Source organism: Acinetobacter sp. 24-47-67 (assembly GCF_056779735.1).
Genome location: NZ_JBWYIK010000001.1, coordinates 543,603 through 567,401, shown reverse-complemented (window position 1 = coordinate 567,401; position 23,799 = coordinate 543,603). Strand labels below are relative to the sequence as shown.

The window sequence follows — 23,799 nt, the reverse complement described above, 5'->3', positions numbered from 1 at the left end:
GAGGAAGTTTTATGTACAAAGGTATCGTAATCACAAAAGATGAAGCAGGTTACATGTCAAAAATTGCAGAGATTGCCCCAAAGCTTTTGCAAGAAGAAGAAGTTTCAGTTGAAGTCCAATATTCAACATTAAATTATAAAGATGCTTTAGCCATTACAGGGCGTTCGCCAGTGGTGCGTAGTTTTCCGTTGACTCCAGGCATAGATTTTTCAGGTGTGGTGCTTGAATCAAAACATCCAGCATGGAAAGAAGGCGACGAAGTCCTACTAAATGGCTGGGGTGTCGGTGAAAAGTATTCTGGAGGACTGGCTGAGCGGGTGACTGTATCAGGGGATTGGCTCATCCAGAAACCTTCAGCTTTTTCTTTGAAAGATACGATGATCATTGGAACAGCAGGGTATACCGCTATGTTGTGTGTCATGGCATTGCAAAAGCATGGTATTAAGCCCAGCGATGGAAAAATTTTGGTGACGGGTGCAAATGGTGGGGTGGGCAGTATTGCCATTATTCTTTTGAACCATCTTGGTTATGAGATTACCGCTTCAACAGGTCGACCTCAGGAATCTGAATATTTAAATCGATTAGGCGCGAGTGAAATTATTGACCGTGCAGAATTATCTTCGCCAGGAAAGCCACTGAACAAAGAAGTTTGGGCAGGTGTGATTGATACTGTGGGTAGCCATACTTTGGCAAATGCATGTGCAGCAACCAAATATCGCGGAGCTGTTGCTGCATGTGGTCTGGCTGGAGGAATGGATTTTCCTGCGACGGTTGCTCCATTTATCCTGAGAGGAATTACGTTATATGGAATTGATAGCGTGATGGCGCCGATTGAATTAAGAAAAGAGGCATGGGAGCGTTTGGCTACAGAGTTAGATCAAACAAAATTGGAAACATTAACAACTGAAATCCAATTAGCGGATGCTTTAAATATTTCAAATGAAATTTTAGATGGAAAAATAAAAGGCAGAATTATTGTAAAACTATAATCCGACAAAATTATTGATAAGGGCTGATTCAGTAGTTTCACTCGCAAATGAATAAGCCCTTACGAGAGACCAAAACTAGTTATACAAAATGATTTTAATGAGATAAAAGTTCACCCATTTAACATAATGGCTGTTATGCGAATTCAAAATTATTTATAATTCCCCGAAACCTTTACATAATTCTGCGCTGAATACGGCAGAAACGCTTTTTCTTTATCAGTCAGTGGACGCACTTTTTTCACTGGGCTACCCACATACAAATAACCACTTTCTAATACTTTGTTGGGTGGAACAAGCGAACCCGCACCGATCATCACATCATCTTCAACAACAACATCATCCAAAATAATCGTTCCAATACCGACTAAAACACGATTACCAATAGTACAACCATGTAATTTCACATGATGACCCACAGTAACGTCCTCACCAATAATGAGCGGTGAACCTTCAGGTTTATCAGCTTTCTTATGACTGACATGCAACATGGAATGATCTTGGATATTGGAATTTTTACCAATCCGAATAAAATTAACATCACCGCGGATCACAGCATAAGGCCAGACTGAAACATTCTCAGCCAAGAAAACATCACCAATCACTAACGCAGTTGGATCAATATAATTTGTTGTATCAAATTGTGGGTAAGTCTCTAAGTATTTGCGGATATTTTCAGTCATAAAAAATTGCCTGTTTTTACTCATTATAAACAAAAAAGCACCCAAAAGAATTTGAGTGCCTTTATATCTTTAGTCAAGCTGCGACTTAAAACAAATTACTAAAGAACTGTTTGATATGATCGATCATACGTGAGAAGAAACCAGCTTCTTCAACCGCTTGTAAAGCAACAAGCGGCTTCTCCGCAATAACTTTGCCGTCAAGTGTCGCTGTTAATTTACCTACAACTTGCCCTTGTTGAAGAGGGGCATTTAAGTTCGGTTGAACCGCGATTTGAGTTTGAATGGCATTTGCTTGACCTTTTGGCATAGTCACGTTGAAGTTTTCAGCAAGACCCACACTCACTTGATTAGATTGACCAAACCAAACTTTAGAAGTGGTCAACTCTTTGTGAGCGGGTTGAACACTGACAGTTTCAAAGTTTGCATAACCCCAAGATAACAAATCACGTGTTTGCGTTGCACGTGCTTGCATTGATGGAGCACCAAAAATCACTGAAATTAAACGCATCGGGCCACGTTTAGCTGAAGTCGTTAAACAATAACCAGCTTCAGAAGTATGACCTGTTTTAAGACCATCTACACTCGGATCTGTATATAGCAACGCGTTACGGTTACCTTGCTTGATCCCGTTAAAAGTAAACTCTTTTTCAGAGTAGATAGGATAATACTTTGAACTGTCATGAATGATGTGCTTCGCAAGCGTAGCCATATCTTTCGCAGTAGAATAATGACCTTCAGCAGGCATACCTGTTGAGTTCATAAAGTTCGTGTTGGTCATGCCAATACGCTTTGCTTCTTGGTTCATGCTGTGTACAAATGTACCTTCATTCCCAGAAATATGCTCAGCCATCGCCTTAGATGCGTCATTACCAGATTGAATGATAATCCCGCGTAACATTTCCAATACGGTTGCTGTGCCGTTGAGAGGTACATACATACAAGATTCTGTACTACTACCACGACACCAAGCAGACTCGTTCATCCGAACTTTTTCATCTTCCGTGAGTTCACCGTTCAACAACTTTTGTTCAATAATGAAACTGGTCATCATTTTGGTCATTGAAGCAGGAGCAAGTTTTTCATTTTCATTTTTACTTGCGAGAATTTGACCTGTTTCATAATCCATCAAAACGTAAGACTTGTTATTGAGTTCTGGTGGTGAAGATAAAACAGTTGCTGCATAAGTAAATGAAGGTAATAGTAATAATGCAGCAATGGCGCTTTTTCGGGTCATTCTATGTAGTTCCAATCTTGTATGAACGCAAAAATCAGCTTTGCATTCTAGGACAAAGCAAAGCCGACTTCTAGCAGCGGAGTCGGCTTATTTCAATCGAATTGTAACTATTTCGTGCTCTATTTAACTGAAGACTGATATTTTTTTATATCCTCGCACACTTGTTGATTTGCTTTATCTCCAGCGTTTTTCGCATCTTGTCTCGCTTGAGCTAATGCTTGCTGATAATCCTGTTGTTTAATTAGATTGTTCAGCGTGGTTTGAGGTGAATTTTCATTAGGTAAATAGTCTTTTAATAGCTTTTGATAGCCTGCTTTAAACGCTGCATCTTCTTCCACTAAACTTGGGCATGATTCTGAAAAGACATAGATTGCAGCGAGTTCATCTTTAGTCACTTTTTGTTGAGTAACTTCGATATTTTCTTTTAAGTCTTGAGTATTGGCGAAAGTGAAACTTGAAAACAACATTGAACTGCTGATAAATGCGGTTGAAATCAATTGTAAAAAACGTTTTTGCATAAATGACTCAAAAATTAGTAAGTTAGTTATAAGAATAGAATAATCTTTTTTCGTGTTTAAAAAATACAGAAAGTGTATTAATGCTGTTGGAACTCAGAAACTAATGACGAAAAGTTCAGGTTTGAACAGGGGGGATGACTACTTGTGTAGTTCTCAAGATTAAAGGATAAGCAGATTATCAAGATTAAAGGCGTTTAAAACCTCAACATCCAAACGTGTGCTCATTGTTGTGTGGGGGGATTTTGATTAGGCTATCGAACAGATGGGATTACATGAATTGAGTGAATTGTTTTGAATATTTTGATTGCCAACGATGACGGTGTGTTCGCACCAGGAATACAAGCATTAGCACAAGCATTAAAACCTTTGGGTCGAGTCGTAGTGGTTGCTCCAGAAAGTGAGCGGAGTGGTTTTTCAAGTGCATTAACGCTTGATCGTCCATTGCGACCCGTGCAAATTTCAGAGGATGTATGGGCAATTAATGGCACGCCAGCGGACTGTGTTTATCTGTCCATGAATGGTCTATTTGATTTTGAATTTGATCTTGTTGTAAGCGGGATCAACAGTGGAGCGAATTTAGGTGATGATGTGTTGTATTCAGGTACAGTTGGGGCCGCGTTTGAAGGCCGACTCATGAAACAACCTGCAATCGCAGTTTCATTGGCTGGTCCAAATGTTCGTTCGTATCAAGATGCTCAAGATTATGCACAAGCTGCAAAATGGGTATATGAATTTATTAAAAATGGTTTGCCTGAGTTACCAGCGCGTCATATTTTCAATATTAATATTCCTGATACAGCTGAAATAAAAGGGACATTGGTGACTTATCAAGGAAGAAGAAAACAAACGAAACCGATTACCACACAAGTTGATCCTAGAGGCCGTCAAGTTGTTTGGATTGGTTTGGCTGGAGAAGCCGTAACAGATCCCGAAAAAAGCCAACTGGGTTATCAGTCAGACTTTTATGCCATTGCAAATGGATATGTCAGTGTGACACCGATCCAAATGGATGCTACCAATTATCAGGTGTTGACTTCACTTGAGTCTCAGTTAGGGCTTTAATTGAACGACCACAGGTAGGATGTGTTATAACTTTGTGAAAAATATATTTGAAACGGTGAATTTAGCATTAATTTTGCTACTCTTAAGCCGAATTCAGTCTTTTTAATCTTTTGTCAGAGAGGGAAATCATGCTTTTGGCCAGACCCAAAACAGTTTTGAAGTTGTCTAAACCATCTATTCACTCAGCATTGATCGCGGTTGCTGTCGCTTCTTTTCTTGGTTTGTCGGGCTGTGCATCGAAACCCCAAATCCACAATTCTGCTCGTTATGCGGTCGCTCCTGACTTCTATACAGTTCGTTCTGGCGACACTTTAAGTAAAATTGCGGCACGTTATGGATTGAGCTATTTGAGCATTGCGGAGATGAATGATATTGCACCGCCTTATCGCATCTATGTAAATCAATCTTTAAGATTAAAACCCTCTGGCAATCGACAAGTGACACGTTCGACCACGCGTCCTTTGACAGCGACTGAAACTCAGATTCAACGTCAAACCATTCAGTTACCAACAAAACCAGCTGTGGTTACGCCACCACCACAAACCACACCAGTACCAGCGGTAACTGCTGCAGTACCGACGACTTCGACTAAAGCAACTTCATTACGCTGGGTGAAACCATCGAATGGTCCAGTCATTGAAAACTTCAATGTGGCAAGTAATGTCAAGGGATTACGTTTTGGTGGCAATGTTGGTGATCCAATTTTTGCAGCAGCTGATGGTCAAGTGGTTTACGCAGCTGATGGTTTAAAAGAATATGGTAATTTGGTGCTCATTAAACATATTGATGGTTATATCACTGCGTATGCGCACAATAACCGGATGTTAGTGAAGAGTGGGCAAAACGTAAGTGCGGGGCAACAAATTGCAGAAATGGGCTCGAGTGGTGCAACCCGTACGATGCTTGAGTTTCAAGTTCGTTTAGATGGTAAGCCAATCAATCCAGCAAATATTTTGCCAATCAACTGAAGATATTTAGTGCAATTTAACAATTTCTTCGTATAATACAATGAGTTGCTTTTGTTAATTTTTGTTAATTAGAGAAGCATCTCATAATTTCAGAGGGAAATTTATGTTAGATCAACTTCGCTCGATGGGCGTATTTGCATGTGTTGTTGAAAAAAGCTCTTTCAGTGGTGCTGCTCGAGATTTAGGCATTACGACGAGTGCAGTTAGTCAGCAAATTCGTTCACTAGAACAAGAAATGGAAGTAACACTTCTGCACCGTTCCACAAGAAAACTAAGTTTAACGGAAGCAGGGCAGGCCTTTTTTCATAGCTGTCAAGAAATGCTCGCTGCAGCAGAGCGCGGTAAAATTCGAATTAATGAGTTACGAGACGATTTAGTTGGTGATTTACGTATTGCAACAACGCCAGAACTCGGTGCAACCCATGTAGTTCCTGCGTTGTCGCATTGGATTTCGGCACATCGTGGTTTAACCGTTCACTTTGAAGTTGAAAATCAATTTGTCGATTTGATTCAAGAAAGAATCGATATTGCAGTGAGAATGTGTTCTCGCGTGGATGAGTCTAATCACTTATCTTGTCTGCCGCTTGCACGTGTGGATCAAGTCTTGGTGGCTTCACCAAGTTATTTGAATCAAAATGCAGTTATTTCAAGACCTGAAGATTTAGCACAGCATGATTTGATTCCAGTAAATATTGTAAAAAATCAGCAAATGATGACATTTGAACACAGTACATCGCGTGAATTGGTGAATGTGTCCATGGAAAATCGTTTACAGACAAACAATGTTTATGTCGCTAAATCACTGTGCCAAAATGGTCACGGCATTGCGCGATTATTATATTTAGATGTGCAAAAAGAATTAATGAATGGCACATTGGTTGAAGTTTTACCTGAATGGAAGTTACCTGCATACACTTTGAATGCAATGACATTAAAACGTGAACAACAACCAATGAAAATTCATCGCTGCCTAGATGCTTTAAAACAATATTTCAGCCAGTTGCCTGGTGGTCGAGTATTTCAAGAAGCATCTTAAGTGTTCTTCTTAATAAAAAAGCCGCAATATGCGGCTTTTTTATTGATCTTGGCTTAAGCCAAGAAGTTTTTAATCGCTGGAACTAAGCGTTTTAATAAATCATCAGCTTGTTCTTGATTCATATTCAACGCTGGCAACAAACGAACGACATTACCTGCGGTGACATTAATAATTAGATTGTGCTCTATGCGTGCAATATCCACCAACTCTGCGCATGGTTTTGGTAATTCAATACCAATCATCATACCAAAGCCGCGAACAATAACGTTTTGATCTGCAAGTTGTGTACGGAATTGATCAACTAAGTATTGGCCAATTGTTGCTGCGTTTTCAACAATATTTTCTTTTTGCATCAAATCGATAATCGTGTAGACAATGCGTGAACCTAATGCAGTACCACTATAAGTTGATCCGTGGTTACCTGCAGTAAGAATACCTACACCTTTACCTTGAGTCATCACTGCACCAATTGGGAAACCATTACCCAAGCCTTTAGCTGTCGTCATGACATCAGGAATAATATTGGTATGTTGATACGCAAAATATTTTCCTGTACGACCGTTACCTGTTTGAACTTCATCTAGCATCATCAACCAATTATGTTGATTACAGATTTGACGAATTTCTTCAAGATAACTAAAACCTTGAGGTGCTGTATTTACACCACCTTCACCTTGGATCGGTTCAACGAGAATCGCGACGATATCTGGATGGTTGATTGCTGCTTCTTCAATTGCTTCAATGTCGCCAAAAGGTACACGGATAAAACCTTCAACGAGCGGGCCAAATCCTTCTTGTACTTTTTTATTGCCTGTCGCAGAAAGTGTTGCCATTGTACGACCATGGAAAGAATGATCAGCGACAATGATTTTCGGTAAAGCAATACCTTGCATATGACCGTATTTACGCGCAATTTTAATTGCACCTTCATTTGATTCAGCACCACTATTCGAGAAGAAAATTTCTTCCATACCAGACACTTCAGCTAACTTTTGCGCAGCTGCAGTCTGCCAAGGTACTTCATAAATATTACTGGTGTGAATAAGCGTCGCCGCTTGTTCTGCAATTGCTTCTGCCAAAACTGGATGTGCATGACCTAGACCACATACTGCAATGCCAGTCAGCGCATCTAAATATTCTGTACCTTCAGCTGTATAAAGATACGAACCTCGGCCACGCACAAAGCTGATCGGTTGACGGCTGAATACAGGCATCAAATGAGATGGTTGATCAGTTTGAACTGGAGCGAGGGTGATATTGTTCATGTCTAACTCGTATTTGTTAGGTGGAAAATAAAAGTTTATCTAAGCAAAATCTGCTTAAGATTAAAAGCCTAATTGCAAATTAAACTGGAAAAATTTAGCAATCCATACTCTTTACGGCGGTTTTAGGTATAATGCAGGCAGAATAGTTGAGGATTTAATCAATGACTGAACAAGTGCGTGATACAGAAGCGTTAATTCGTGATCAAATTGCAAAACATGCAGTTCTTCTTTATATGAAAGGCACACCACAGTTCCCACAATGTGGTTTCTCTGCACGTGCAGTTGAAGCATTGAGCCAAATTGGTCGCCCATTTGCTTATGTAAATATTCTTGAAAACCAAGACATTCGTGCGACTTTGCCACAAATTGCAAACTGGCCAACATTCCCACAATTATGGATCAATGGTGAGTTGATCGGTGGTAGTGATATTATGCTAGAAATGTTCCAAACAGGCGAATTAAAAACGCTCGTGGAGCAATATAGCCCAGCGCCTGAAGCTTAATTTAAGCGCAATAAAAAAAGCACCGATGGGTGCTTTTTTTATTTTGAAAACTTCAAATTAGTTTGAAGTCTCATCAGCGAGTTGAGAAGGTTGTTCTTCAGCATTGATCGCTTTATCTTTTTTAGCTTTGTCTTTTTTCTTCTTTTTTTTCTTTTTCTTTGGCTCTTCTTCAATTTCAGCGCCATCTTCAATGGCTTGCCAATATTCTAGCTGCTCCATGACAGCAGCGTAAATTGATCCTTTGGTATAGCGACCTTTTTTATTTAATTCTCCGACAGGACGCGCCATGAGAATCTCAAGTGCTTGATCAATTGTGTTGATGGCATGAATATGGAATTGACCGGCCTCGACAGCATCAATCACATCTTGACGTAACATTAGATGCTGCATGTTTTGACGTGGAATAATGACACCTTGTTTGCCTGTTAAACCTTGAAGTTTACATGCATCAAAGAAACCTTCGATTTTGGCATTGACGCCACCAATCGGTTGTACTTGACCCAGTTGATTCATTGAACCCGTAATCGCCCATGACTGATCAATCGGCAGTTGGCTGATCGCAGAAATTAAAGCGGAGAGTTCTGCAACGGTTGCACTATCACCATCGACTTGACCATAACTTTGTTCAAAAGCCAAAGCGGCAGAGAAGTGCAAGGTTTGTTCACGTCCGAAATGTGCCTTTAAGAAAGACGACATTAATAGTACACCTTTAGCATGAAGTGAACCACCTAACTCCACGCTACGTTCGATATCTAAAATATCGCCGCCACCCTGATACACTGAAGCAGTCAAGCGTGATGGTAGGCCAAATTCGACATCGGCGTAGTGAATCACGGACAAAGCATTTATCTGACCGAGTCGATGACCACGCGTTTCGATAAGCTGTGTACCACGAGATAAATCTTGCCAGTACAACTCTCGTAAATAACCTAGACGATATTGGCGGTGTTTGAGCGCAGTGCCGATATGTTCTGCTGTCACCATAGTTGCATTAGATTTGGATGCATGGTGATGAGATTCATGAATCAGATCACCTAAAGTTAAGGCATGTAGTGACAACGAACTCTGATCCTCTGCTTGACGACTTGAGTCGGTCAGTAAAGCAGCCAAGGCAGAACGATCAAATGGAAGTAGTTTAGAGGATTGAACATAGTCTGCAATCAAATGCATATAAGCTTGTTCATTTTCGTCATTACGTTGTAATGTGTCAGTAAAATCAGCTCTGATTTTAAAGATACTTCCTAACTCAGGCTCCACCTCCAGAATCTCATAATAGATTTCTGGTTCAGCCATTAAAATGACTTTCAATTGTAATGGAATCGATGCTGGCTCAATTGAAATGCTGCCCGTCAGCGTTAGCATGTGCTCTAGAGATGAGAGTTTAATTTGACCAGACTTAATCGCTCGTTTGAGTCCTTGCCATGCATAAGGTTGTTCTAAAAGCTGCTCAGCCTCAAGCATTAAAAAACCACCATTGGCACGATGCAGTGCACCAGGTCGTATTAAAGTGAAATCAGTGCTGATAGTGCCATTTTGCGTTAATTGTTCAACATGGCCAAGTAAGTTGTAATGTGTGGGGAAATCTTCAAAGATGACTGGTGCCCCAGAATTTGGCTTGTTGCTAATGACTAAATTTGCTTGATAACGCGCAGGGATACGGTTAAATAATGCAGGTGAAAAATCACTTTCTTCCTGTTCTAGTACGGTTTCCACATTGTCGATAATATCTTGAGCATATAATTTTAAGTATTGTTCAAGATGTTTGATATCTGGAAATTTATTTAAAATATGTTCCATGCGAGGAATAATGACTTGTTTGGCAATGTCACGATTCAACTCAGACACCATATCACGTGCTTCATCTTCAAGATCACCAATTTGTAAACCTAAACGCTCAAGCTTTTTATCCATATAACGGATATTGGACGCAATTTCAGAACGTTCTTTGCTACTCAGTGCATTGATGTCATCTTGAGACATCTCTTGAATTTTATTGTCTTTAAGATGAACAGGAATAAAGCAGTGTTCTTCATTACGACTGATCAACTTTAAATCAAGCTCTTCACCTTCTTTGGTGAGCTCAATCAAAGCTTGTTGTTGTTCATGACCTGTCGTTAAACGAATTTTTTCTATCCGATTGTGATACGTTTCAGCACTAAAACGACGTTCGAGCTGTTTGAAAATGGTTTGCCATGTTTGATGTAGCGTACTTTGAAACTTTGCGCCTTGTCCTGCAGGAAAGTTAAGCGCAATTGGGTTGCGTGCATTTTTGAAGTTGTATACATAAACCCAATCATCCGGTGTCGGCATATCTTTGGCATGTTGTTGGAGTAAGCGCTTGATCATGGTGCGTTTACCCAACCCTGCCGTACCCACAGCAAAGATGTTATAACCTGAGTATGGAAGGGCAATGCCTGCTTCTACAGATGCTTTAGCACGATCTTGTCCTAAAAAATTATTAAGAGGCTTGATACGTTTTGTAGACGCAGGAATATTGTCATAATTTGGAATATGCGTCAGTTGTTCTGGTTTGAGTGCTGTTGCATTCAAGGTGTTTTGCGTGGCTTCAAGTTCAAATACGGATAGGAGCTTGTTTTGCGAGTTTTGTTCTAAGTTTGTGGATGTCGTGGTTAAAGCTACTGCGGTGGAACTAATTTGATCGTGTCTCTGGGTCACAGGTGAAATCCAAAACTATAATTTACATTTGATAGTTTAAGGTATACAGGTTTAGCCAAAAATATCAAGTTGAGATAGATCAAATTGATGAAATACTCGGTGAAGTTTGCGTAAATTATATTGAAACCAAGCGCATTACAGAGTTGAATAGCGAGAGTACTTTTCACTGAAAATAACAACGCAATGACATCACAATCTTCGTCACCAGAATCAGCTGGATGGACTTCGGCATTTAAAGCCTTTCTTGATCGACGCGCGATCATTATGCTTTTTTTGGGTTTCTCATCAGGTATCCCAATTTTTCTGATTTTTTCAACTCTATCTTTCTGGTTGAGTGAAGCCGGTATTCAGCGTAGTACCATTACCATGTTTTCATGGGCAGCCTTAGCTTATGCCTTCAAGTTCATTTGGGCACCTTTGATTGACCGATTACCATTGCCTTATTTAACAAGGAAATTGGGTAAACGACGAGGGTGGTTATTGGTTTCTCAGATTTTGGTCGCAATTGCTATTTGTTCAATGGCATTTACTGATCCGAGTATTCATGGAGGAAGTGTAGGGCCATTTTCAAGTTTAACGTTCATGGCGATATCCGCAATCTTTCTAGGATTCTCATCAGCGACACAAGATATTATCGTGGATGCTTATCGTATTGAGTTGACACAAGATACGAGTGTTCAGACGGTTATGGCTTCGACCTATAACGCAGGTTATCGAATTGCGACCATTGTAACTCAGCTCGGTGCATTACTCTTCGCTGCATCACTTGGTACAGCCATGGGTAACTATATTTATGAGGCGTGGCAGTCCACCTATTTACTTATGGCTGGATTGATGATGATTGGGATTGTGACGACTTTAGTGATTCATGAACCGGTAGTAAATCAAGAACCTCATCAATATCAAGCAAAGGATTATTTTCAGTTATTTATCGTCTTTGTGATTTCAACAGTAGTTTTCGTTTGTGGGTTTCTCCAATTTGGTGCTTGGATTTCACAGTTAAATATTGATGGTAATTTTTTGTCATTTATCGGGCAAGTTTTACGTTTCTTCGCGAGTGTGGCGTTGGCTGTGCTAGTCGTATTTGGATTAATCCGAGCAAAACTCATTGATGAAAAAATAGTCGTCGAGACATGGCTATCACCGATTTTAGATTTCTTCAAACGTTATGGTTTGAAAGTTGCGTTAGCTATTTTATTACTCATTGGTTTTTATCGAATTTCAGATATTGTCGCTGGAGTGGTTGCCAATCTTTTTTATCTTGATTTGAATTTTGATAAAGAAGAAATCGCTTGGTTTAACAAGTTTTTCGCCATTTTTTTTGTAATTTTAGGTGGCTTCCTTGGAGGCTTATTAGCTCAGCGTTATAACATTATGAAAATGATGTTGGTGGGCGCTATTGTTGCCAGCACGACCAATCTCATCTTTGTGGGGCTCGTAAAATCTGGACCAACGATGAATCAAGTCTTGGTACAAATGGGGGGTCAACAGCATCAAGTGACTCCTGATGAAGTGGGGAACTGGTCTTTAAAGCTCCCTGCATCTAATTTTGCTGAACATAATAGTATTCAAGTGTTATCCACCCCTGATGGTTATGATAAAGCCCTGAATGTTGAAATCCCGCTTCAACGCTATTCGAGTCAGGATGATTCTCAGATTTTCATCCAAGCCATTGGAGGGGATAATGTTCTCTACCAAGATGAGTTAAGCAAGGATGTCATTATTCGCGGTCAACTCTCGAACTTAAAAGCTGAAAGCACACTACAAACACTGAATATTCGTATTTCAAATCAGCAAGTGATACCTGCGAAGTTGGATCAAAATAATTGGAGCGTGGTCGTCCCCGGAGACAGTCTAAAAGACCACACTAAATTTACGGTGCAAGCGGTTGTGCAGCATGCTGGTCAGGCGCATGAATTAACCCAAGATCATATTTATAAAACAGTTTCAACGATCCAACCGAAGTCACGTATGGCTTTATCTGATCTTCCAGCTGTTCAAGTTGATAGTGATCAAATAGTCGAACTCAAAGGTAAAGTGGTTGTCCCTTATAGCAAGGTGTGGCTGGTGATGGGGATTGTATTTGACAATCTCGCATCAGGACTTGCTGGTGCAGTATTTATTGCGTTCCTATCAAGTTTGACTAGCGTTTCATTTACAGCAATGCAATATGCAATTTTTAGTTCATTGATGTTATTACTTCCAAAGATGATTGGTGGCTATTCAGGTACAATAGTGACAAGCTTCGGTTATTCATCATTCTTCTTTATGACTTTTTTAATGGGTTTACCTATTTTGTTACTTGTTATTTGGGTGGCGAAATTGTTAAATCAGTTGAAAAGTACATCTTTCAATCAATAGGTAAATTTTATGCGAATGTTACATACCATGTTACGTGTAGGCAATTTAGAGCGTTCATTGGCGTTCTATACTGAAGTACTCGGTATGACTTTGCTTCGTAAACGTGATTATGAAGAAGGTCGATTCACTTTAGCCTTTGTGGGTTATGGTGATGAAGAAAACAATACTGTTCTTGAGCTAACGCATAACTGGGATACAGACAGCTATGAGCTGGGTAATGCGTATGGTCATATTGCGATCGCAGTGGATGATGCGTATAAGGCGTGTGAAGAAATCAAAGCACGTGGTGGTAACGTTGTCCGTGAAGCTGGACCAATGAAAGGCGGCGTAACCGTAATCGCTTTTGTGGAAGATCCAGATGGTTACAAGATTGAACTTATTCAACAAGACAGTAACGCGAGAAATAATTAAATTTCACTCGCTGATTTGTGAGTAAAATTTTAAAGATAAGCCCAATCAATGTGTATTGGGCTTATTTTCAATTCAGATAGAATAAAAAGAGGGATATGGGGTGCTAAAGCTCTTAGCGTTAGATCGTTTCACGATATTGCTGTTTGTTATGGTGATTTTAGCGTCAGTGATGCCAATTTCAGGTGTTGCTGCTCGCTATTTTTCTTATTTCACCACGATTGCAATTGCAATCCTATTTTTTTTACATGGTGCAAAGTTATCACGTGAGGCGGTGATTCAAGGCATTAAACATTGGCAATTACACAGTTTGGTCTTTGCACTGACGTTCGCAGTTTTCCCAATTCTAGGATTAATAGCTAAACCTGTATTGCTACCGCTACTTGGACAAGAACTGTATTGGGGCTTCTTGTTTATGTGCTTTTTACCCTCAACAGTTCAGTCTTCTATTGCATTTACTTCTGTAGCAGGTGGTAATGTCGCAAGTGCTGTGTGTAGTGCTTCATTCTCTAATATTATTGGTATGTTTATCACTCCTATATTAGTGACCTTATTTATTTTAGGTCAGTCTGATCATGGGTTCGATCCAACCAATGCGATAGTCAAAATTATTCTGCTCTTATTGGTTCCATTTATTCTGGGACAATTATTGCGTCCTATCGTTTTTCCTCTGATTCAAAAAGCCCCGAGTATTGTCAAAACTTTTGATCAAGGATCAATTCTTTTGGTGGTGTATGGCGCATTCAGTAGTGCAGTCGTAGCAGGTCTATGGAATGAAGTCAGTGGGGTGACCTTAATGTGGTTAATTATTGCATGCTCTGTGCTTCTGACTTTGATTATGCTTTTAGCCTATCACGCCCCAAAGTGGTTTGGATTTAATCGTGCCGATCAAATTGCTGTATTTTTTTGTGGTTCTAAGAAAACACTCGCAAGTGGAGTGCCTATGGCGCAAATTCTTTTCATTGGACAACCTATGGGGATGATCATATTGCCAATTATGATTTTCCATCAAATCCAATTAATGGTGTGCGGAATTATTGCAAATCATTGGTCCAAGCAAATTGAAAAGTCTTAAAGGAAAAATTCGCTATCTGAAATAAAGTGGCGTATAATGTCGTCCACTTGTTGTGCTTAGCTCTGACGGAAGCCGTCTCGGTGGGCCAAAAGAATGGTCTGTTGTGGTGTTGATCTGCTGTATTTCAGCCTTTCCTCTGCGTCTGTTGTAATGGATGAAGAGAGTGATCAATTGCGATGACAGCTAAAGCCTTCTTAACTCTATGGAGAATCGACCATGCGCGCCGATATTCACCCAAAATACGAAAAATTAGTTGCTACTTGCTCTTGCGGTAACGTAATCGAAACTCGTTCAGCTGTTGGTAAAGAAACACTTTACCTAGACGTATGCTCAGCTTGCCACCCATTCTATACTGGTAAGCAAAAGAACGTTGACACTGGCGGTCGTATCGACAAGTTCAAACAACGTTTTGCTGGTATGTCACGTTCTATCAAACGTTAATACCCAAAATAAAAAAAACAGGCGTTCAGCCTGTTTTTTTATGTCCAAAATTTGGAATTAACTTTGATCTTGAACATTCATGAGCTGATCCAATTTACGCTGGTAATAATCACCTTGTAAAAATCTCACGTCGACATTCCACGCGTTGGCAAAGCTATTCATATCATTGAGATTTTTGAGTAATAAATTGACTGATCGATGACTATTGAAGTATTCAATCGCTTGTTTAAAACGTTCAATACCTTCTTCAGTATTTAAATCATCTGTGAATTCTTCATGCAGCGTGAAATTCTGAATATTGGCAACTTTGAGAATGAGATCGCTACATTTACTTAATCCAAACTCGCAAACGGCAATATCTGCACCTTGTGCTCTCAATACCTCAATCGCAGGCAGAATTTCATTTAAATGTTGAGCAATGTATTTTTCTTTAAACTGTAAAATCAGTGGTTGAGGTGCTTTTGCTCCTACAATCATGAGCAGTTTTGAAATTAATTCTGCCAATTGATGATGCTTTAAAAGAACATGGTGTCGTAAATTAATAATCAGTTTAGCTTCAGGATATTGTGTTAAAAAATTGTGCAGTTGCTTTGCTGCTTCAACCAAAATCCATCGGTCAATTTTAATAGACAACTCAGGGTCACCCACCAATTCTTCAATATCGTCCAATTGAATCCATTGGTTTTCAAAAATAAACCCACTGCTTACTTCATAGGTATTAAGACTAGTGTCTTCTTTATCATAGATTTGTTGGAACTTTAGCGTAATTTGATCGCGTTCAAGAACTTTACGAAGATGTACTAGGATATCGCCGTGAACTTCGTCTGACTGTACAGGTTCTTCAATTGCTTGAAATACAAATTCTGTTGAATGATCAGGCTCTACTTCAGAAGAAGGTGTATTCAACTGAATAGAGGTCGGCTCATCTGCTTGAGTAACTTCAAAATGAATCTCTTCAATTTCTTCAAGCGTTGTCTCTAAAGCAGCATCATTGCTCAATAAATTGGGTAGGGGTGTGTTATAAGCATTTGCAATGAGCTGTTCAAAATTATCTACATTTAAATCTGACAGTTTGAAGAGACTATAACCAATTTTGACATGCTGTTGATAGGTTTGATCTCCCAGATTGACGAGCCTAGGTTTTTCAAGCGCATGTAGTGCAGAGAGTCTTGATTTTAGAACTTCAATCGTTTCAGCTTGAATGATAGTGGCATACAGGGCTGTTTCAATTTTAAATACAGCGCCATTGGTCTGTTCGAGAATAAAGTCTGAAAGTTTGCCGAAATAGCCTTTAAAAGTATCCCAATCAGAACTCAAGATATAGTCTGGACAACTGGCTAGGCTGAAGATGACCAAAGCATTTTCTTGAGCAGGGTGTTCTTCAAGATGTTGTAAAATTTTTGCCAATGTTGTGTGTGGTGCAATTCTACTGTCTTGGTGAGGTGCAGTCTCAAGTTGAGGACTAAATGGTTGATCATCCTGTTGAAAATGCGTTGAAATCGTAATTTCAATGATTTGATTTTGATCTGTAGGATTACATTCAATTTGGACTGGATTTTGATGTGTTAACTGTGGATTAAGAGAAATCAGTTCAAAAGGTCCATACTCAAATTTACCGAAAGCTAATTTTTTAAATCGTGCTTTAAAAGATTGAATATCCTCAGGTTGTATTAAATCAATGAGCGGGGATCCAATAACGTCATCAAACGTGTTGAAGCCAAATAAATGCGTAAACTCATGGTTGCATTCAACGACAATCCCTTCTTCTATGATTGCAACTGCTTTTTTATGCTCTTCGATCCAATTTTGTTTAATTTGAACATTGTGTTTCAGTACATCCGTTAATTGCATCTGATTTTTTTGTAAGCGACTAAAAGCCAATGCTCGAATAATTTTAAGTAAACATTGTTCAGGTTGATCAATATTTAAAACATCATAGATGCCCATCGAAATGAGTTTTACTTCAGACATTTCTAGCGCTTCTGGAGCTAGATAAAGTGTTGGGGTAAAAGCTTTATCAGAATCTGCAAGCAGTCGAAGAAAATGAGTTAAGGTCAGTTCATAGGCACGACCAAACAGAATTAAATCCCAACCTAAATGAAGTTGCTTTTCAAGACTCACTTGATCATCGAGTAGCACAGCTTCTACCTTGTACCCGCGTTTTTCGAGTAAAGAGATAATATGGTTATAACGAATCTGGTTATCATCGACAATGAGTAAGCGCATTCCAGATTGCTTTAATTGTGTTGATAGAAGTAGGTTTTTCACTTCAATGCTTCCCATACGTCTTGAAAACGATTTGATTCAAGGTTTTGATGTTGTAAAAATTCATCAATCAAATATTGCTGCTCATCATTAAATAATTCAAATTCAAATTGAACAAAACTTTGTGTGATGAGCATGGTCTTTATCAATTCTACTTTGATATCTTGATCAGTTAAGCGTAGATAAATAGATTGTTGTTCTTTGAAAAACTGTAAATTTGGCAAAATAAGAGAATGCTGTGGAGCATCAATCTTCAAGGTTTGTACAAATAAACATGGATGATAATTAAAAGAACTTCGATCTGTATAAACTTTTGCGGCGCAAGGGTGGATGTCGGGTCCAATCACTTCAAGCCCAAGTTCATAGCTTTTTTTAACAGATTGTTTAATCCAACGAATTACACCACCTTTCCATTTGCTGTTCACCCCCTCATTGATCAGGATAAATTCACCAGTTCTCAAATTTGGAGGTGCTTCTTCTTCTAACCAACGTACGCGATAGCCATTTAAACTGATATCTAAAACTTGAGCCGCATGGATTTGACGTGCCTGTTTATCTAGAACTTTGTTTGATTTGTCTGTATAGGCATCTGGGTAGTCATTTAAATATGTAAACGCAAACTCGTCTTCTGATTTTGATTTAGGCGGTGTTAGTCGCAAGGTTTCGCTAAAAGTTTTGGTCTTTGAGAGATAATAATGTGCGGTAAGTAAACTGAAACAGAGTTGTAACTGAGCGGAATGTTCATAACGTTCATGTCTGCGTTCAATGGTCGAGCCTAAAACATTTTGTACATGAAATTTAAGAGGCGCAGTTAAATATGCTTTCTCTTTCTTAGATAGATATTCATTGTCCTTTTGAATGGTTAAGTTTACATGCTCAAGCAACGATTGTGTCGCCACGAAAATGTTTGGTTTAAAACTCTCATGGTGTTTTCGGTTGTAAACTGGCGGATGATCTTTAGTGGTATCAATAACGTAACGAGATAAAGCGGTTTCGCGTGGTAAAACTTGCACTAGTTGTGCCCAATCCGCTGTGCATTGATAGAGCGCGTAGATCTCAGAAGGACGAATTTGGTGAGTATTAAATATTTCTAATAATAAGACTTGGGCATAGCATTGTTGAATATTTTTTAAAGCGTGATGAGTGCCTTGCAATAAATTAATATTCACCGTGTGTTCTTGGTTTTTTAATGCCAAATCATACAGATAATGGGTCATTAACCATTGCTTAGACAAGGCAGAACGATAAAGCATCTGTTGTTGTACTAGCAATAAACCCAATTGTTGAAGAGCGTAATAACTGGAAAGGAGTCGTGCAGTTTTCACATTACGCTTTTGAGCAAACTTCAAAATAGAAAACTTTTGTTGTTTTAGCTGCATTTCACTGCGCTGTGCAATATCTATGTAGATATCAGCAAATAATGTTCTCAAGCGAGTGGTTAATTCTATAATATCTTTGTTACGGTCAGATAGAAAAAGACCTTGATTTAAAAAGTTTTTTTCAAGTCTCTCTAAAATATTTTCGATCAAAGGGTGTAGCGCTTGAATAAGATCAAAGCGCAATGTTTCCGAACATTTGAGTTCAGCGATTTCATATAGGGCTTTCAACACCGCTTCAGAGGTGTCACCTAATTGCATAATTGAAAGTTGAGATGCCCAAAAACCCAAGTCCTGAACATTTGCATTTGCAAAACTCAGTTGATCTCGAGTCAAGGCAGTAGGATAGTGAAAAATTTCTGAAATCTGAGCCTGAAGCATGTGAATGAGTCTCTAAAAAGTGGCAACTCCATAAAGCGGTGTTTTATTCTGTTCTCCCGCAATTTCTCTAACCAGCTTTGGAACCAAGTATCCAGGCAACCTTGCCAAAACCTCTTTATAGATTGAATCAATAGATTCACTTGGTAAATCAAAATGCTGAGCACCTTTCACTTTATCCAACACATGTAAATAATAAGGCATCACACGCGCATCAAATAATCGATGACTTAGATCAACCAAAATATCAGGATGATCATTAATACCTTTTAATAACACAGCTTGATTCAACACCAAAATATTTTGTTGTGAAATTTGCATTAATTTCGAAGCGGTAAAGTCATCAATTTCAGCAGCATGGTTTGAGTGTACCACTAGAATAATACGTAGCCTACTGTTTTTTAACAGAGAAATAAGTTCATCATCAAGCCGATTTGGAATAACGATTGGAACTCGAGAATGAATACGCAAAATTTTAAGATGTGGAATTGAACTTAATCTATCGATCCAAACGGCAAGTTTACGATTTGAAAGTGTTAGGGGATCCCCTCCGCTTAAGATCACTTCATTGATTTCTGGATGAGCGAGTAAGTAGTCTTGTATTTTTTTCCAGTCGTCATTTTTAGGTAAATTTTCTTGATATGGAAAATGACGTCTAAAACAATAACGACAATGAACAGCACATGCACCTGTTAAAGTCAGTAAAAAACGTGACTGATATTTATGTAATACACCTGGAATTAAATTGGCAGCCTCCTCATCAAGGGGGTCTGTCACAAAATCAGGATGTTCATTTAACTCCAGATGATGAGGGAGTACTTGAAGTAACAGTGGATCATCAGGATTAGATTTTTGCATCTTCGCGACGAAGGCGCGAGGGACTCTTAATTTAAATTGGGCTGATGCCAAAATTGCACCATGTATTAAATCTTCTGGTTGCAATTCCAAGAGTTCAATGAGCTCATGTGGGTCAGTGATTAAATCGCTTAGTTGATTTTGCCAATGTTGCTCTTGATACAAATAGTGGGTCATACAGTTTAAATTTAGAGGGAGATGAAAGGCTTCATTTTAAATCAAAACCCATTGAAAAACTCAGTTGTGTCCTGATTAAGCCTTCTTTATTGAATGTTGGGATGAAAATACTCAAGCCTAAAGATGATCAAATTAAGTCTACAACAGTAGTTCTGCATGGAACTTAGACAGCTTAAACGTTGTATTTCGGAATTTATCATTGCGGCAGAGTAGGTTGGTCATTTAGAATACGCAACATAAATGCATGTGCATGTGGCATATCATGCACCTGTCAGCCTTGCTAAATGACAGTGTAGCAGCCCATCGCATTAATAGATTAAAGTTAGTAAGTTTGGAGTGAGCCTCTCATGGCCTATTATTCTACGAACGATTTCAAGTCTGGCCTTAAGGTAATGCTTGATGGTAACCCATGCTCAATCATGGAAAACGAATACGTTAAACCAGGTAAAGGCCAAGCGTTCAACCGTGTTAAATTACGTAACCTTAAATCAGGTAAAGTATTAGAAAAAACATTCAAATCTGGTGATTCTTTAGAAGCTGCAGATATCGTAGAAGTAGAAATGGACTACTTATACAACGACGGCGAACTATGGAACTTCATGGATCCTGTAACTTTCGAGCAAATTGCGGCTGACAAAGTTGCAATGGGTGATGCTGCGAAATGGTTGAAAGACGATTCAAACGAAAAATGCACAATCATGTTATGGAATGGTGTTCCTTTAACAGTGAATGCACCTAACTTCGTGGTATTAAAAATTGTTGAAACTGATCCAGGCGTACGTGGTGATACTTCTGGCGGTGGTGGTAAACCAGCGAAACTTGAAACAGGTGCTGTAGTACGTGTTCCATTATTCGTTCAACAAGAAGAAAGCGTTCGTGTTGATACACGTACTGGTGAATACTTAGAACGTGCATAATGGTGTAAATTTATACTATTATCGAAAGGGATGATGACAATCATCCCTTTTTTAATGCCAAGGTCTAAGGTAAAGAAGAATTATTGAGGAGTATAGTCGCAAGGGAAAACAGCAGTAACACGAATAATAAAATTGAGCTGATTGCAAATACGAAATAATGAGGGTTTGATATGGATCAAATACAACCGAAGTCATCCATGACTTCGAAATTGATTTGGATTATTGTGGCCATAATCGGTGCAGTATCCTTTGGAATATTAGCGGTTAGTCGTGGAGAACATGTCAACGCAGTTTGGCTCGTACTCGCTGCAGTCTGTGTTTACAGTATTGCATATCGTTTTTATAGTTTATTTATTGCTAATAAAGTATTCGAGTTAAATGCTCGGCGTTTAACACCTGCGCACCGTCTAGCGGATGGTCTAGATTATGTGCCTACAAATAAAAGTGTTCTGTTTGGTCATCACTTTGCTGCGATTGCAGGCGCTGGTCCGTTAGTTGGGCCTATTCTTGCTGCGCAAATGGGTTATTTACCAGGAACGATTTGGCTGTTAGTCGGTGTTGTACTGGCAGGTGCAGTCCAAGATTTTCTAGTTTTATTTATTTCTACACGCCGTGACGGACGTTCACTGGGTGAAATGGCAAAACAAGAACTGGGTTCATTTGCAGGAATTATTGTGATGCTTGGCGCATTAGGGGTAATGATCATTATCCTAGCTGTGCTTGCACTCGTGGTGGTTAAAGCATTAACCAATAGTCCATGGGGTGTGTTTAGTATTGCTGCCACCATTCCAATTGCATTATTTATGGGCGTATATATGCGATATATCCGTCCAGGAAAGATTGCCGAAGTTTCAATCATTGGCTTTGTACTGATGATGCTCGGTATCATCTACGGTGAAAATATTGCTCAACATCCTTATTGGGGGCAATTATTCACTTTATCTGGTACAGAGTTAACATGGGCATTGATTATCTACGGTTTCATCGCTTCTGTATTACCAGTATGGTTGTTATTGGCTCCACGTGATTATTTATCGACTTTCTTGAAAATTGGCGTGATTGCAGGTTTAGCATTGGGTATCGTATTTGCGATGCCTGAATTAAAAATGCCTGCAATTACCCACTTCGTAGATGGCACGGGACCTGTATTCTCTGGATCACTTTTCCCATTCTTATTTATTACCATTGCCTGTGGTGCAATTTCAGGTTTCCATGCATTGGTTTCATCAGGAACTACACCTAAGCTCGTAAATAATGAACGCGATATCCGGATGATCGGATACGGCGGTATGTTGATGGAATCATTTGTCGCAATCATGGCGATGATCTGTGCAACGATCTTGGATCCAGGCGTTTATTTTGCCATTAACTCACCAGCTGCGGTGATAGGAACGACGGTTGAAAGTGCCGCAGAGGCGGTACGTAATTTAGGATTTGTGGTTACACCTGAAGCTCTAACACTACTTGCTCAAGAGGTTGGTGAAAGCACAATTCTTTCTCGTACTGGTGGTGCACCGACGTTTGCGATTGGTATGGCGCACATCATCACTGAAATTTTTAATAGTCGAGAAATGATGGCATTTTGGTATCACTTTGCGATCTTGTTTGAAGCGCTATTTATTCTAACTGCTGTTGATGCAGGAACACGTGCTTGCCGTTTTATGGTTCAAGATACTGTGGGGATCGTTGTCCCTGCGGTTAAAAACTCTAAGTCGTTTGTGGGCAACTTGATTGGTACTGCCGTTGCAGTCTCAGGCTGGGGTTTCTTTGTATATCAAGGGGTAGTTGATCCACTGGGCGGTATTAATAGTTTGTGGCCATTATTTGGTATTGGTAACCAAATTTTAGCTGCGATGGCGCTGATGCTGGGTACCGTAATTCTGTTTAAGATGAAGAAAGAAAAATATGTATGGGTCACCATTGTTCCAACGATTTTCCTATTCATTACAGCGATGACTGCTGGTTGGCAAAAAATCTTCCATGAAAATCCAAAAATTGGATTCTTGGCACAAGCAGATCGTTTCAATGCGGCTATTGAACGAAACGAAATTTTAGCGCCTGCGAAATCCATTGCGGAAATGCAAACTGTTGCTTTATCTAATCAGATTAATGCTGCGTTATGTGCATTCTTTATGATTGTTGCTGTGGTGATGTTGTTTGCTGCCATTAAAGTGATTCGTCGTGCTTTAGCAAATCCGCAGCCAACGGCTCAGGAAGCTGAAGCAATTTATACTGATCAAGTCCCTGCAGGAGAGACCAAATGAGTTTGAAAGAACAAATTCGTCAAAAGCTGGCATTGGGTAAAATCATTAAATTCACGATTTTGGCTCAGCCGAAGAAGTTTTTAATGTTGAATGGAATCAAAACAGTTCAACTGATTTGGCAGCGGCTACAACAAAGTTTTCGTTTAATGGTGGGGGTGCCAGATTACCAAAACTATGTAGAGCATATGAAAAAGCATCACCCTGACCTAGAGCCAATGGATGAAAAAACTTTTCATCGTTATTGTGTCGATGCACGCTATCCAAGTGCAGCAGGCGGTATGAAAAAATGTCCATGTTAATTTTCTAATATTAAATAAAAAACGGCACTGAGGTGTCGTTTTTTATTTGTTT

General features: G+C 39.3%; 20 protein-coding genes. 12 read left to right on the top strand and 8 right to left on the bottom strand.

Going from position 1 to position 23,799, the window contains the following annotated elements:
* Positions 1–11 precede the first annotated feature (11 nt).
* Positions 12–989: an acrylyl-CoA reductase (NADPH) gene (gene acuI, locus AC1M9K_RS02910; protein WP_481588452.1), complete on the top strand. Its 978-nt coding sequence runs from the start codon at positions 12–14 to the stop codon at positions 987–989.
* 149 nt (positions 990–1,138) lie between these two features.
* Here the strand turns inward: acuI and AC1M9K_RS02905 are convergent, their stop codons facing one another.
* The 3 genes from AC1M9K_RS02905 to AC1M9K_RS02895 all read right to left on the bottom strand — a co-directional run bounded on the left by AC1M9K_RS02905 (position 1,139) and on the right by AC1M9K_RS02895 (position 3,421).
* Positions 1,139–1,669: a gamma carbonic anhydrase family protein gene (locus AC1M9K_RS02905; RefSeq protein WP_092766088.1), complete on the bottom strand. Its 531-nt coding sequence runs from the start codon at positions 1,667–1,669 to the stop codon at positions 1,139–1,141.
* A gap of 85 nt (positions 1,670–1,754) precedes the next feature.
* Positions 1,755–2,903: a D-alanyl-D-alanine carboxypeptidase PBP5/6 gene (dacC, locus tag AC1M9K_RS02900; RefSeq protein ID WP_035270478.1), complete on the bottom strand. Its 1,149-nt coding sequence runs from the start codon at positions 2,901–2,903 to the stop codon at positions 1,755–1,757.
* A gap of 119 nt (positions 2,904–3,022) precedes the next feature.
* Positions 3,023–3,421: an MCR_0457 family protein gene (locus AC1M9K_RS02895; protein WP_481588451.1), complete on the bottom strand. Its 399-nt coding sequence runs from the start codon at positions 3,419–3,421 to the stop codon at positions 3,023–3,025.
* Positions 3,422–3,712: 291 nt separating this feature from the next.
* On the opposite strand from AC1M9K_RS02895, the gene surE reads away from it, so the two are divergent.
* From surE to AC1M9K_RS02880, 3 genes are all read left to right on the top strand, one after another.
* Positions 3,713–4,483, top strand: a complete 771-nt coding sequence (gene surE, locus AC1M9K_RS02890; protein WP_481588450.1) for a 5'/3'-nucleotidase SurE — start codon at positions 3,713–3,715, stop codon at positions 4,481–4,483.
* Positions 4,484–4,611: 128 nt separating this feature from the next.
* The gene (locus AC1M9K_RS02885) at positions 4,612–5,451 is read left to right on the top strand and encodes a peptidoglycan DD-metalloendopeptidase family protein (RefSeq protein ID WP_179998373.1); all 840 of its coding nucleotides are present in this window, start codon (positions 4,612–4,614) and stop codon (positions 5,449–5,451) included.
* A gap of 103 nt (positions 5,452–5,554) precedes the next feature.
* Complete coding sequence (locus AC1M9K_RS02880; RefSeq protein WP_179998372.1) at positions 5,555–6,487, top strand: LysR family transcriptional regulator; 933 nt, start codon at positions 5,555–5,557, stop codon at positions 6,485–6,487.
* A gap of 53 nt (positions 6,488–6,540) precedes the next feature.
* Here the strand turns inward: AC1M9K_RS02880 and AC1M9K_RS02875 are convergent, their stop codons facing one another.
* Positions 6,541–7,752 carry an aspartate aminotransferase family protein gene (locus tag AC1M9K_RS02875; RefSeq protein ID WP_092766093.1) on the bottom strand — a complete coding sequence of 404 codons (1,212 nt, stop codon included), beginning with the start codon at positions 7,750–7,752 and terminating at the stop codon, positions 6,541–6,543.
* A gap of 161 nt (positions 7,753–7,913) precedes the next feature.
* On the opposite strand from AC1M9K_RS02875, the gene grxD reads away from it, so the two are divergent.
* Positions 7,914–8,255: a Grx4 family monothiol glutaredoxin gene (gene grxD / locus AC1M9K_RS02870; RefSeq protein WP_092766094.1), complete on the top strand. Its 342-nt coding sequence runs from the start codon at positions 7,914–7,916 to the stop codon at positions 8,253–8,255.
* 57 nt (positions 8,256–8,312) lie between these two features.
* Here grxD and AC1M9K_RS02865 read toward each other — a convergent pair whose 3' ends face one another.
* Positions 8,313–10,931, bottom strand: coding sequence for a Lon protease family protein (locus AC1M9K_RS02865; protein WP_481588449.1), 2,619 nt, complete (start codon positions 10,929–10,931; stop codon positions 8,313–8,315).
* A 183-nt stretch (positions 10,932–11,114) separates the two neighbouring features.
* Between AC1M9K_RS02865 and AC1M9K_RS02860 the strand changes: the two genes are divergently transcribed.
* The 4 genes from AC1M9K_RS02860 to rpmE all read left to right on the top strand — a co-directional run bounded on the left by AC1M9K_RS02860 (position 11,115) and on the right by rpmE (position 15,216).
* Complete coding sequence (locus AC1M9K_RS02860; protein WP_481588448.1) at positions 11,115–13,292, top strand: AmpG family muropeptide MFS transporter; 2,178 nt, start codon at positions 11,115–11,117, stop codon at positions 13,290–13,292.
* Between the two features lie 9 nt (positions 13,293–13,301).
* Positions 13,302–13,703 (top strand): lactoylglutathione lyase, encoded by a 402-nt coding sequence (gene gloA, locus AC1M9K_RS02855; protein WP_481588447.1) that lies wholly within the window; start codon positions 13,302–13,304, stop codon positions 13,701–13,703.
* A 100-nt stretch (positions 13,704–13,803) separates the two neighbouring features.
* A complete protein-coding gene (locus AC1M9K_RS02850; protein ID WP_481588446.1) occupies positions 13,804–14,775 on the top strand; it encodes a bile acid:sodium symporter family protein in 972 nt (323 codons plus the stop codon).
* A 216-nt stretch (positions 14,776–14,991) separates the two neighbouring features.
* Complete coding sequence (rpmE, locus tag AC1M9K_RS02845; protein ID WP_004971624.1) at positions 14,992–15,216, top strand: 50S ribosomal protein L31; 225 nt, start codon at positions 14,992–14,994, stop codon at positions 15,214–15,216.
* A 57-nt stretch (positions 15,217–15,273) separates the two neighbouring features.
* Here rpmE and AC1M9K_RS02840 read toward each other — a convergent pair whose 3' ends face one another.
* The 3 genes from AC1M9K_RS02840 to epmB are packed head-to-tail and all read right to left on the bottom strand — an operon-like array spanning position 15,274 to position 20,267.
* Positions 15,274–17,484: an EAL domain-containing protein gene (locus AC1M9K_RS02840; protein ID WP_481588445.1), complete on the bottom strand. Its 2,211-nt coding sequence runs from the start codon at positions 17,482–17,484 to the stop codon at positions 15,274–15,276.
* Entirely contained in the window at positions 17,481–19,238 is a 1,758-nt protein-coding gene (locus AC1M9K_RS02835) for a GTPase (RefSeq protein ID WP_481588444.1), read from the bottom strand. The genes AC1M9K_RS02840 and AC1M9K_RS02835 overlap by 4 nt, the downstream gene beginning before the upstream one ends.
* 12 nt (positions 19,239–19,250) lie before the next feature.
* Positions 19,251–20,267 (bottom strand): EF-P beta-lysylation protein EpmB, encoded by a 1,017-nt coding sequence (gene epmB / locus AC1M9K_RS02830; protein ID WP_481586652.1) that lies wholly within the window; start codon positions 20,265–20,267, stop codon positions 19,251–19,253.
* Positions 20,268–20,614: 347 nt separating this feature from the next.
* Here epmB and efp point away from each other — a divergent pair, with 347 nt between their 5' ends.
* From efp to AC1M9K_RS02815, 3 genes are all read left to right on the top strand, one after another.
* Positions 20,615–21,184 carry an elongation factor P gene (gene efp, locus AC1M9K_RS02825; protein ID WP_035265851.1) on the top strand — a complete coding sequence of 190 codons (570 nt, stop codon included), beginning with the start codon at positions 20,615–20,617 and terminating at the stop codon, positions 21,182–21,184.
* Between the two features lie 170 nt (positions 21,185–21,354).
* Positions 21,355–23,448 (top strand): carbon starvation CstA family protein, encoded by a 2,094-nt coding sequence (locus tag AC1M9K_RS02820; RefSeq protein ID WP_481588443.1) that lies wholly within the window; start codon positions 21,355–21,357, stop codon positions 23,446–23,448.
* A complete protein-coding gene (locus AC1M9K_RS02815) occupies positions 23,445–23,747 on the top strand; it encodes a YbdD/YjiX family protein (protein WP_481588442.1) in 303 nt (100 codons plus the stop codon). The genes AC1M9K_RS02820 and AC1M9K_RS02815 overlap by 4 nt, the downstream gene beginning before the upstream one ends.
* The last annotated feature ends 52 nt before the right edge of the window (positions 23,748–23,799 follow it).